This window comes from Anabaena sp. FACHB-83, from assembly GCF_014697485.1.
Taxonomy (GTDB): Bacteria; Cyanobacteriota; Cyanobacteriia; order Cyanobacteriales; family Nostocaceae; genus Nostoc_B.
The window spans coordinates 1-12592 of the sequence record NZ_JACJRY010000088.1; the positions used below are offsets into that span (position 1 = coordinate 1).

Annotated in this window: 9 protein-coding genes and 1 pseudogene; 5 read left to right on the plus strand and 5 right to left on the minus strand. The window is 42.4% G+C overall.

Annotated features, from left to right (window positions below):
- Window positions 1-320: 320 nt before the first annotated feature.
- The 3 genes from H6G79_RS35320 (at window position 321) to H6G79_RS35330 (ending at window position 1567) form a co-directional block, all read left to right on the plus strand.
- Window positions 321-551, plus strand: a complete 231-nt coding sequence (locus H6G79_RS35320; protein ID WP_242048769.1) for a hypothetical protein — start codon at window positions 321-323, stop codon at window positions 549-551.
- Window positions 552-633: 82 nt separating this feature from the next.
- Window positions 634-903: a hypothetical protein gene (locus tag H6G79_RS35325; protein ID WP_190595168.1), complete on the plus strand. Its 270-nt coding sequence runs from the start codon at window positions 634-636 to the stop codon at window positions 901-903.
- Window positions 904-1261: 358 nt separating this feature from the next.
- Window positions 1262-1567: a hypothetical protein gene (locus H6G79_RS35330; RefSeq protein WP_190595169.1), complete on the plus strand. Its 306-nt coding sequence runs from the start codon at window positions 1262-1264 to the stop codon at window positions 1565-1567.
- A gap of 22 nt (window positions 1568-1589) precedes the next feature.
- Here H6G79_RS35330 and H6G79_RS35335 read toward each other — a convergent pair whose 3' ends face one another.
- The 5 genes from H6G79_RS35335 to H6G79_RS35355 form a co-directional block, all read right to left on the minus strand.
- A complete protein-coding gene (locus tag H6G79_RS35335; RefSeq protein ID WP_190595170.1) occupies window positions 1590-2306 on the minus strand; it encodes a COG4280 domain-containing protein in 717 nt (238 codons plus the stop codon).
- A gap of 781 nt (window positions 2307-3087) precedes the next feature.
- A complete protein-coding gene (locus H6G79_RS35340; protein ID WP_190595171.1) occupies window positions 3088-5214 on the minus strand; it encodes an NHLP bacteriocin export ABC transporter permease/ATPase subunit in 2127 nt (708 codons plus the stop codon).
- 76 nt (window positions 5215-5290) lie between these two features.
- Window positions 5291-6268: a MauE/DoxX family redox-associated membrane protein gene (locus tag H6G79_RS35345; protein WP_190595172.1), complete on the minus strand. Its 978-nt coding sequence runs from the start codon at window positions 6266-6268 to the stop codon at window positions 5291-5293.
- Window positions 6269-7618: 1350 nt separating this feature from the next.
- Window positions 7619-7822, minus strand: coding sequence for a hypothetical protein (locus H6G79_RS35350; RefSeq protein ID WP_190595173.1), 204 nt, complete (start codon window positions 7820-7822; stop codon window positions 7619-7621).
- A gap of 158 nt (window positions 7823-7980) precedes the next feature.
- On the minus strand, window positions 7981-10167 hold the full coding sequence (locus H6G79_RS35355) for an NHLP family bacteriocin export ABC transporter peptidase/permease/ATPase subunit (RefSeq protein WP_199332949.1): 2187 nt from the start codon (window positions 10165-10167) through the stop codon (window positions 7981-7983).
- A 394-nt stretch (window positions 10168-10561) separates the two neighbouring features.
- Here H6G79_RS35355 and H6G79_RS35360 point away from each other — a divergent pair, with 394 nt between their 5' ends.
- Window positions 10562-12013 carry an NHLP bacteriocin system secretion protein gene (locus H6G79_RS35360; RefSeq protein WP_190595175.1) on the plus strand — a complete coding sequence of 484 codons (1452 nt, stop codon included), beginning with the start codon at window positions 10562-10564 and terminating at the stop codon, window positions 12011-12013.
- Between the two features lie 42 nt (window positions 12014-12055).
- A pseudogene (locus H6G79_RS35365) lies at window positions 12056-12181 on the plus strand (IS1 family transposase); the annotation flags it as partial.
- Window positions 12182-12592: the final 411 nt, after the last annotated feature.

Consider the following 12592-nt stretch of genomic DNA (forward strand, 5'->3'; position numbering starts at 1 on the left):
GGTAATAATGGTTCAATAATTAGCCACTCTTCATCTGTTAAACTGCTTAAATACATAAGTGACAAAACATACTGTTATTTTATCAGTATACTAGATCCCAAATGGGTTCTATACAGTTGTCCATGATTTTCTGTACAGTTTTTTATACAGCGCCAAGGGTCAGCGTTGCTAGGTTAATATCACAAAGGAGTGCAGGATAATTGATATCAAGATTGATAGCTAACGTTCTTTGAAGTGAAATCCCCATAGCGTGGCTAATTTTTCTTGACAGAGAAATTGATATCAAAATTGATAGCCTTTCCTAAAACAGAAGATGACCTATGGCTATTCCACTTGCTGATCTCAAAATGGGACAACCAGTAAAGTATCTGATTGGCACAAGAAATGGGTTGACTGCAAAAGTAACCGAGATCAGAAAATGTTCTATGAGCATCAAAGATACTCATGTTGTAACGTTGACCTTTGATGATGATTCACTGCCGCCGCATTTGAAAACCCAAGAAATTACTGTCTACAACGGAGTGATGGAATGGTGTGATGTGGAGTTTTAGGCAGGGGAGTAAGATACTCAAGCTTTGGGAGAAGTCAGAGCAATGCTAAAATCACCAATACAAGCATACTACTATTGTATTTATGACTGAACCTGCTATTACCCAAAACCACAACGCCACACCCACAAGCCCAACTCAAGAATCGCTACAGTTGGCCCGTCGATTTGCAAAGGCAATTGGAGAGTTTAACTGGAGGGTAGATTACGTAAAGTTTTGCGAGTTGCTGGAATTGGAGGCAAGCGAGTATGCCGATCAGCAGTACCAATATTTTCAGCAGTTGGCAGAAGCCCTGACCCGATTTGATGCTGAAGCACTGGCAAAAATGATTGATGCGGGTCAAGAGAATGGGTGATCTTAGAGACTTAAGCAGTTTAATCAGTTAAATGTGTTGCGGTTGGTATACTTAGAAGAAAAAACACGCGCTTGCTGCATCAAGATGTTATCTAGGTAAATACTCAAATTATTTGATAGCAAGGCTTTAAGTTACCTAGATAATGTCTATATCTAAATCTAGGTATAGGCTAAAGGCTTAATTTGATACTTTACCAACAAGTTGGAAGTCGGAAGTAAGAAGCAAAAATAACTTAGTTGTGGGTTTAAAGCCCACTTAAAATAAGAAACTGGGGAATTAATTTCTTACCTGGGATTGGCGCAATCCGGGTATAGCAGGGTGATGATGAGCCATTGTTGCGAATCTCTATTGCGAGGTATTGGCTCAAAGAGTGCGATCGCACTCCCAAGCTCCTCAAGAGTCAATGCGTCGCAAGCTACTTGCTCGGTCGCTCCTTGAGGCTCAATACCTATCGGGAGCGAGCGCCAGTAATCTAGTTTTAAAGTATCGTATAGGCTGGGATACTAACGTCTCTACAACTTGCAGCAAAGTTGAAATTGTGGTTTTGCTTCCCAAAGATTGGTTTTCCAAGGGTGGGGTACTTCCACCAGCAAACATTCATCAACTGTACCTGCTGTGCCAATGGGGTCTTCTTAGTTATGCTTTAGAAACTACGGAGCAGTAACGGCAATCTTCAGCTATTTTTTTCATGTTACAGGTTGATTTTTGAACCAATATACTGAAATACCTGCTGTCAGACTATATAAAGTCATCAAAATCAGAATCGAAACCTCATCAAAAGGAAACTCTACTCCTATACCTTCCCCTAACCAAAAAGTCCCCATTGCACTGAGCATAATTCCTGCACCCAGTTTGATTAACACTTCTGGGAGTTTCACCAAATATTGATGTAAAAAAACTACCACAACTAAAGATAATAATAAAGCTAACCCTGTAGCTGTGATCGCCTCAGACCATGCGCTGCTTGCTAAACCCAACGTCATCACAATCACAACGATTTCCAAGGCTTCCAACGCCACACTTTTAGTCATAATCAGGAAATTCAGTTTGCTAAATCCCACAGATTCCTGTTCTAAAACAATACCCTCTTTTTCCAGAACATCATCATTAATCCAACCTGCACGCCTTCCTGCGGCTAGTCGGCGTACAGACTTCTGCGCCCATCCCCAACCAAACCACAACAATAACCCGCCAATTAAGATTTGCAATGGTTGTAATGGTAACAAATGTAACTCAGTGCCGAGAGCGAGTGCTACAGACAACACAGTTATCAACGCGACGATAGAACCCCAAATGGCTTCTCTAACATAACCCGAACTACCAACAGCATAGGCGATCGCTACCACCTCGAAAAACTCCACACTCGTACTACCAAGCGCAGCCAAGAAAATACTCCAATTCATCCTATTAACTCCGAAAATAAAGTGTTCATACTAGTACAATTTTCCTCATTTTTAAACTATACGGTTTAGTTTGCCTCTGGTCGCAGCTACCTTCACGCTACCCCTTCTCGTAGCTCTGTTGGAATCTCAATGACCAGTTTGTATAGGAACGTGAGCAAACTGATCCACATTCATAATTGTCGATTCATATTAGAGTAAAGTTCACACTCGTACAAAACACCGTTCTCCCCAGATGTCACCAAACCCCTATTACACGAAATAAAAGGGCGATCGCAGTTTTCTTTTTCTCCCCCAGCCGCCCCAGCCTGCGAAGCACGACTGAGCAAGGAAGTTGCACAGCATTGGCAGCTGAAAGCTTTACAGATAAAGCTTTATAGCAGAGTAATCAAATTTGTCTTAACTCGGTTTCTTACTTGCACCAAATTCTATAAGTAATTGATTGATTATTGCTAGTACAGCATAGATTTATTTCTATATAAAACTGATATTAATATTTCAGAAGATTTAAGAACTCGTTGCAATTAGGCGGCCTTGTTCGGAGTGCTGGGTGAGGCTTTGATAAACTAGACTGACTCACTAGTAAGCTATAACCCCGGAATAACACCGCAAGAGTTGAGCGACAGCAAAACAAGCTATGCAAATCGGATGGTTGCCTAAAAAGTCAGGTATAACCTTTAAGAGGCTGTCTCTAAAGAAATGTAAAGAGAGTGGATTAAGGCAATCGCTACAAATGAAAATTATGAAAACCAATGGTTTGCATATACCATTCCCAATTCCAAATCTACACCATCTGTCGCGCCATCAAATCTGCAAACAACCCTTCCACCCCCGCTAACTCTGCAAAACTCCCCTGCTGGACAACTTTCCCTCTATCCAGCACATAAATCCGATCTGCGTGACGAATGGTACTTAATCTATGAGCAATTACCACACGAGTCACCCCGAACTGTTCTAAACTTTGAGTCACAATCCCCTGGGTGCGATTATCCAACGCAGATGTGGCTTCATCAAACAACAATATCTGCGGTTTGTGTACCAAAGCACGGGCAATAAATAACCTCTGTCGCTGTCCCCCGGATAAATTGCCACCGCCTTCGGAGATAATTGTATGGATACCCATAGGCATTGCTTGCACATCCTCGGCTAAACCTGCCATTTGCAATGCCTCCCAAGCCTCTTCTTGGCTGACAATAGCACCTCCAGCAATATTCTCCCATATCGAACCACTCATAATTCGCCCATTTTGCAGCACCACCCCCAACTGTCGTCGCACTGCGGCAATATCTAAACCTGACAAATCCCTGCCATCATAGAATATGGTTCCCGCTTCCGGGGTTTCAAAGCCCAACAGCAACCTGACAATGGTGGATTTTCCGCTTCCCGATACCCCCACAATGGCGATAAATTCCCCTGGTTGTGCCTCCAGGGTGATACCATCTAAAACTAGGGGACTATCCAGGCGATAACGAAAGCATACCTGGTCTAATTTTACGCCTCCATGCAGCTTACAGGGATGGTATTTGTGAGCATCAACTTCTGTCTTTGTCTGTAAAATCGGTTGGGCACGTTCCCATAAAATGGTGATTTCTAGAATATCAATTAGGGTATTACTCAACCTGGCGGCACTGGTGATAAATATGCCAAAGGCAGCGTTAAATGCTAGAAATGTCCCCGTAGATAATCCCTGTCCTTGAGATTGTCCGATTAAAGCCACAGTCAACCCAAACAGCACCATAGAACTGACTGGAGGTAGGATGACATTAAAAGCCGTGAGTAAATCTTCCACCAACTGGGTACTTAAGATCAGTTTTACCTGTTGAGTATATTTATTTGCCCAACAAGCAAATGCCTCTGACTCTGCTGCTGCTACCCGCAGTTTGGATACTCCTCCAATTAACTGCACCGTCAGTCCAAAGACTTCCCCAGAAAGCTGTTGTAAGGGGCGCATTTTCTGTCTCGTAATTATCCCGGAGATGGTAGTCACAATTACTGCCACCAACGCAATCGCCATTGCCACCAATGCCAGGGGAAAACTGTAGACTATCAACAATCCCAGATTCAGCAAGGAGAACACACTGATAAACAAAGTTCGTAAAATACTACTACTGAGACGGTCACGTATCTGGGAAATTGCGGACACCCGATTATGTAAATCCCCCGTGGAATATTGGCGGAAAAAAGCGGGTTTGAGTTTGAGTAATCTATCCCACATCGCAGCTTGAGTATCAAAACTGACTTGGGTTTGCAATCTGAGGATGGTGAAACTTTGTGCTAGTTGGAATATCATCACCCCAAAACTCGCAGCAAACAAGCCCAGTCCCATTTGGATTAATAATTGGCGATTTGCGTCGGGAATGGCATAATCGATGAACATACCCGTGATGAAGGGTGTTACCATGCCAAATAAGCTGGCAATCACCCCCACTAAGATAATTTTTATCAAGTCTGCCGTATGTCCCCTGAACGTAAATTGCAGTACATCCCAGACAGTAATTTCCCTATCTGGGAAAGGACGATAAAAAGTATAGGCAATGGGTGCGAGTTTGGCTGCGGTGTGGCGATTGACAGGGGAACGGGTCAATTCTGCTGGATCTAGTATCTCATATTTTTTCCCTTTGATGGGTAAGAGGGCGACGGGTTGATTTGCGTCTTTGGTAAAAGCCAGGAGGGAGCCACAATCTGTTGTCCACCAATTAGGGGTGAGGGTGACGCGACGGGTACGAAAACCAGAAGCGCGGGCTATTGCTTCTAAAGTGTGGGAATTTTCCGATTTAGCAGGGGGACGGATGGTTATCCCCAGGGATTTACCCACAGCACCCACAGCGATTAATAGGGAGGTTTCTCCTGGGGGAATGTGGTTGGTGGGGTTGAGGATGGATGCGAGTTCCCGGAGGGCTTTTTCGGTCATGGGGGAGGGGTGAGGAAGTAAAAATAAGAGCCCCCAACAACTACCACTGAGAAGCTACTGGTAAGAGTTATGTACATTAATTTGACTTAACAACATTTTCAACTTTTTGCGCTTCTTTATTCACGGTTGGATAACTCAAATCTCCCTGACGAATGCGCTCAATGAAATATTCTGGAATCACTCCCAGCCATTTATCCTTAATCACTCCATCTTCCAAGAGAATAGCAGTAGGAAAAAAGCTAATTCCTAACTTTTGATGTTGTTTTTGTTCAATTGCCACTATGGGATAATTCAAATCATAACCATCAACAAATTCTTGCCCCTCGTCAACAGTAGTTAAAGCAATTGTTCCTAATACATCTGGTAAATCATCCCGATAGTGAACTACCTTGAGGACATTCAACCATTTCTTACATTGGGGACATTGAGGACTTAAAAAAACTATCAGATGGGAACCAGAGATTAACTCGGAATCCGAATCTTCTCCTAACCATTCTGGTTGCCAGTAATGGTTAATTTTTACTGGTGATAAATCAATATAAGGGCGATGATTCTTAATCCAATATTCCAGGGAACCAGAAGCTAAAGCACCACTAGTAATTAGGGTTGCTAATACTAGCATCCACTGCCATAAAAATGTGGGTTGATAGTTGCAAAAAACAGCAGCAAATATTAATAGGGCAATATAAACAAAATTGAGAATTAAACTTTGGGTAGGAGTGATATCTAACCAACCGTTATAACAGCCACAATCCTCCGTGCGTCCAGTAGAAGTACTCCAGTAAGTGAGAATTGTTAGCCCAATTAATAACAGAATGTTGATAGGAATTATGATTGATGGAAACACCCCTAAAATCAGAGCAATTCCTAAAGCAGATTCCACAGCAGTAAATGTTAAAGCTGCAAATTGACTTGATTGGGGTTGCAGAAGTTTGAGTTTAGAAATATGCCCGATAAATTTCCACGGTTCTATTACCTTGGCAATACCAGTGAGAACAAAAATTATCCCTACTAATACTGAAGTATTCAATGTTTCGGCAAATATGGAAATCATATAAAACAGACTAGTTTATTTAGTTAATTAGTATTAGGAATTTGGCAACAGCTACAAACTAAAAAAAGTAAGACCCCAGATAAATAATATCAATTTAAAACTAGGCTACATACAATTAGTTAAGGATACAAGTAGGATGGAAAATATTTTCACAAAACCTCAAGATTTCATAATCTCCTTCTAGCTTCTATAACTCCTCATAAGTTTCCCATTGTACTGTCTTATTTACTGAGAACAAAATAGTCTCATTACTACCCCGAATTAATTGTATCTAAGCAGTGAGCTACCAAAATACAACTACAGTTTCGTCGTTGCGCGATCGCATATCATCTTCTAAAGATGCCTCAAATAGAAAAACTAACCCATCTCACCATTCAAAGCAGCAAAGTTGAATTTTGACTTGATAGGTAGTGCCAGTTATTGAAATCACTGCCAGTAACTGACACACTATATAGGTAAATTCAGCCCTATAAACCTATAGATATATAGAAAACGCTTCTTTTGACCTTATTGGAACAGTCTGTGGTAAAGTCCTGATTTGATTATTATGCTAAGATGGCAGTTCTCTACATCCAGAGGTTAGCAGTCCCAGCACTTAAGGACATATAAAAGCAAAAGGACACGGTATCTTACTTGGAACATTGCAATCACACCCGACCCCAAGAAGAGAACCACCTGAAAGATTGTCCAATTCTGCTAATGAGAGTTGAGTGAGGTCGGAGAGAATAGCAGATGTTTTGGGTTTTTGCGAGACTAATTTAATTTGCTTTTTCACGAAAATATTCTCCGTTGGCAGTTGCAAATAAAGTTAACAAAATTATTGTATCTTTTTTTACAAGCATTGATGTCTATCTTTAGGAATAGAAAGCTTTATTTTTGGAATAAATTCGCTAATAATGCCTGTAAATACAGCATTAAACTCAATTTTATTGAGTTATGCTTTTTCAGAAACAATCAAGATTTCATAATCTCCTTCTGACTTCCATGACTCCTCATAAGTTCCCCATTGCACTGTCTTACTTACTGATAACAAAAAAATCATCACTATCCCGAATTGTACTTAAGCGGTGAGATACCAAAATACAACTACAGTTTCGTTGTTGCGCGATCGCATATCATCTTCTAAAGATGCCTCAAATAGAAAAACTGACCCACCTCACCATTCAAACCACCAAAGTTGAGTTTTGACTTGATAGGTAGTGCCAGTTATTGAAATCACTCCCAGCAACTGACACACTATATAGGTAAATTCAGTCCTATAAACTTATAGAGCTATAGAAAACGCTTCTTTTGACCTTATTGGAACGGTCTGTGGTAAATTGACTTAAGCTTAAGCGTCGTCTCTCAAAGTTACGGTGCTTCCCAACCTCCTGGTCCACCCTTCCGACAAGTACCTGGCAACACCCAAGTCCGCGTTGGTTGACACCAATCGTAGGCATTGGGTGGGAAACCCCCCGAAACATTGTCCAATTCCACTAACGAAAGTTTAGAGAGAGTGGAGGGAATAACAGATGTTTTGGGGTTTTGGAAGACCAATTTAATTTGATTTTTCACGAAAATATTCTCCTAATTAGTTACAAATCAGGTTGGTGAATAGCAGTATATAATTTATTACAGTTAACTATATGTACTTTTCGCAAAAATAAACTGGGTTTTTCAGAAAAATTTGTCAACACTGCCTGTATGTAAAACATAACAACCATTCTCTTGAGTCATTCTTCCTCAGAACGAATCAACCTCTCATACTCTCCCCCCTCTTCCCACAATTCCTCATGAGTACCCCGTTGCACCACCTTCCCCCCAGACAACACAATAATCTCATCGCAATCTCGAATTGTACTTAAGCGGTGGGCTACCAAAATACAACTACACTTGCGTTGACGCAGATTTGACACAATAATTTCTTCTGTTTGGGCATCCAATGCAGATGTCGCTTCATCCATCACCAAAATTGCTGGATTCTTCACCAAAGCCCTAGCAATTTCTAACCGTTGTCTTTGTCCCCCACTTAAATTTACTCCCCCTTCCAGCAACTCCCCATCATATCCCCCCGGAATTGCCATTACAGCGTCCAGGATAGCCGCATCTTCACAAGCTTGGTCTAAATCTTCATCTGGGACTGTGCCATTCCATAAGGTCAAATTATCCCGCACTGTACCCCCAAAGAGAAATATATCCTGTTCCACCAAGGACACAGAATTCGCCAATACCTCTCGCGGAATCTCGCTTCTGTGGGTTCCATCAAAGAAAATTTCCCCTTCCCAAGGTTGATAAAGTCCGCAGATAAGTTTCGCCAGAGTGGATTTCCCAGAACCACTTGCACCTACTAAAGCCACCCGTTGTCCCGGTTGCAAGGATAAATTGAAGTTCTCAATCAACGGTGGATCTATATGGGAGTAACCAAAGGTAATATTCCGTAATTCTACATAACCCTTTAAATTTTGGATTTGAGATTTTGAATTTTGGATTGTCCCCTTTGTCTCCACCCATCGTCCCCTGCTCTCCTGCTCACCCTGCTCCTCCGCTCCCCTGCTTCCCTTCTCCACTTCTGGATCTAAAGAATTACCCAAAACGTCATCTAAACGATTCAAATCCCCTTCTAATTCCTGGAGGGTAGTCCCAAATTCTACCAAAGTATTCACGGGTTGCTGGAAACTCAACATCAAACTTTGAAACGCCACCAACATCCCAATGGTGAGATTTCCATCTATTACCCGCCAACCCCCAACCACTAAAATAAACATGGTGGTTAAGGAAGTAAGTAATACAGGTAAAACCCCTAACATTTGATTCATGACTTCCAACTCTTGCTGGGAAGTGGCAGCTTTGGCATAATAACCAGACCACCGTGAAAAGAAATCCGACTCCAACGCCGATGCTTTCAAGGTTTCTATACTCTGGAGTGCAGCAATACTCACCCCTGCAACTCTCCCCCAATCCTGGACTAAACGCATATTTGCATCTACCCGTCGTCTGGCTACCCACTGCAACCCCAAGCCATTGATAGTGGAAAAGCAGATACCAATTAAAGTCAGTACCCAATCATAGGCAAACATCACCGCCGCGTAGAATAATATCATTACCCCATCAATTACCGTGGTTGCCAATTGCCCAGATAATACCTGTGCCACTTTATTATTTAAACTGGCGCGGTTACTCACCTCCCCGGCATATCTTTGGGCATAAAAATTGACAGGCAATCTCAGAATATGCCACAGGAAACGGGCAGACATCCCCACCCCTAACTTAATCCGCAGCTTGCGTAAATACCGCAAGCGTAACAGAGTGAGTAGTCCTTGAAATACCGTGGTTATAATCATCCCCAGAATCAAAGGATGCAACCATTCCCTGCGGTTTTCCACCAACACCTGGTCTACAAATACCTGAATAAATACAGGAATTGCTAATCCCGGCAGCACCAGCAAAAACCCAGCAAAAATACTGTATAAAATTGCCCCCAGTGAACCCCGTAAACGGTCAGTTAAGGCGAAAATCACACTGGGTTTACGACCCCCTTGGTCAAAATCATCACCGGGTTCCATCACCAGCACCACCCCGGTAAACCCCTCGTCAAATTCTTCCCAAGTAATCTTGCGGGGACCAGTTGCGGGGTCATTAAGAAACACCCAGTGTTTATTCCACCCTTCCACTACCAAGAAGTGATTGAACTGCCAAAAGACAATGTAGGGGGGAGATAATTCTTTAATTTGTTCTATATCTTCTGCCTTAAAGCCATCGGCATTCATTCCGTAGCGTCTAGAAGCCAGAATCACGTTAGAGGCTTTGCTACCATCACGGGAAACCCCACATTCAATGCGGAGTTCCGCTAGGGGGACAATGCGATTGTAGTAGGCAAGGATAATGGCTAAGGAAGCAGCACCACATTCGACTGCTTCCATTTGTAAGACTGTGGGAGTTCTGACACGCACTTGGAGGTATATATGAGGTATATATTTAGTTCAATTCATCCTATCAAAAATGTTACTGATTACCAGATAATACCCACTTCATAATCATGGTTTTCAAGTTTTTAAGTCTTTCTTCATAATTGCCTCCTTCGGGGTTTTAGCAGCAATCTTATACCGCATCCTCATCAGTTTCCTGGGGTTTTACATATAAATTATTCCTGGGGGTAATACAGCAAGGGTAATAATTCCCTGAGCAAGGGGTTTACATACCCTTGTGTTTGTTGGTTCCTGGGAATTAATTCCCGATATTGTCAAAAGATAAACGAGAATGATGTAAGTTAAATTTATGGCACCGTGAAGTCATTATCCCTCGTTAATCCAACGAATGCCTCCTGAGAAAAAATCCCATATTTTTCGTCAACAAGCCCTCAATCGCTTATCTTCCCCAGAACGGCTAGACACCCTCATGCAAGTGGTTAGCCCCACAGATTGGTTACCATTGACTGCATTAGCTTTCTTCGGAATTCTCGGTGTAATCTGGAGCATCTTTGGCAATATCCCCATCACCGTCACCGGGAAAGGGGTACTCATCAATCCCCGTCGCGTCGTACAACTACAATCCCCCATCTCTGGACAGTTGCAATCCTTAAATATCCGTAATAGTCAATGTGTAAAAAAAGACGACATCCTGGGGATTATCGACCCCTCGGATAAAAAGCAACAATTGCAACAGCAACGGGATAAACTCGCTCAACTCCAACAACAAGTAGCCAAAACTACAGCAGTGCGCCAACAACGCACCCAACTAGAAACCGCAGCTATCACCGCAGAACGCACCAGCTTGCAACAACGGCTACAAGATACCCAAAAATTGACACCCCACATCCAAAAAGAAGGGTTAAATAGCATTTCACAACAGCGTCGCAACCTCCAGCAAAAGCTCAAAGATGCCCAGGAATTAACCCCCCTCCTGCAACAGCGACTGACAAAACAACAGTCATTACAACAACAAGGGGCAATCTCCTCAGAACAGGTGTTACAAGCAGAACAAGAATATCGCCAAACCCGCCAAAATATCTCGGAGATTCAAGCGCAGTTGCAACAGTTGCGGGTACAATCAACAGAACTCCAACAAAAACACCAAGAAAACCTCAATAATATTACCCAAATTAACGCCGAATTAGAGAAATTAGACACACGTAGTAAACAACTAGAACAGGACAACCTCGAAGCCACCAATACCGAAAACAATCAAATCCAGGAAATACAGCAAAACATTGTCCGGTTACAAAAAGAAGTCGTAGACAACAGCATTATCAAAAGTCCCCACACAGGATGTATTGTAGAACTCACCGCCACTAGAGGACAATACTTAAACCCCGGTTCCCGTTTAGGAACCCTGCAAACCACGGGAGAAGCAACAGACATGAAGAGTGTGACCTATTTCGCTGTAGAAGATGGCAAGAAAATCCGCCCCGGCATGGAGATATTAATTACACCGGATACGGTCAAACGCACAAGATTTGGCGGGATTGTCGGTAAAATTACAGAAGTAACACCCTTCCCCGTCACCTCAGAAGGGGCTAACTATGTGGTGGGAAACCCGGAGGTGGTAAAAACAATCATGGGGGAAGCAGGGGGGAAAATAGAAACTATGGCTCAATTAAAACTAGACCCCAAAACCGTCAGTGGTTATAAATGGTCATCCTCATCGGGACCAGAGTTAGAAATTTCCCCAGGAACCACCACAACCGTCAGGGTGACAGTGGAACAGAGAAAGCCCATCACCTTTGTGTTGCCCATTTTAAGGGAGTGGAGTGGGATTTCTGGTAGTTAAGGGGACAGGGCGAACGCATCTCTCCCAATCTAGCAGGCATATTGCGATCACCAATTCATTGATGTCTACAGTCCACCAAAAGGATACTCAGATGAGAAAAAAATAGAATGCTTAAAAGCATACGTTAATGGTGCAGGCTTTAGAGCAATTGAACGTCAAACAGGAGTTTAGACGCTCGCGGACTCGCTAACACTTCGCTATCTAACAACGATAATTAACTGGGTAAAACAAAACTCATCGACTAAAACCCTTAGAGCGTTGCTTCTGCTGTTGCATTGTGTGGGTTTGCGGACTAAGTGAAATTTTTCCAACACCAGAACAAGGGTTTGAGGTACTTGAGTGCAGGAGTATGACGATCGCGCCTCTTCTAAATACCGAAATTGATACATAAAATTATACAAAATAATCGAAGAGTATTGTTAAGTAAATATTAATCGTAGATTATATCGGACAAAAGATAATGGTATCTTATTTTGTGTTGTAGTCTTGTATTACAATGTAACTTAAAGCATAATTATGAGCGAACAGCTTAGTTAATGGTTTCAAGCGTGGCACAACTAACCATTCAAATACCGGATG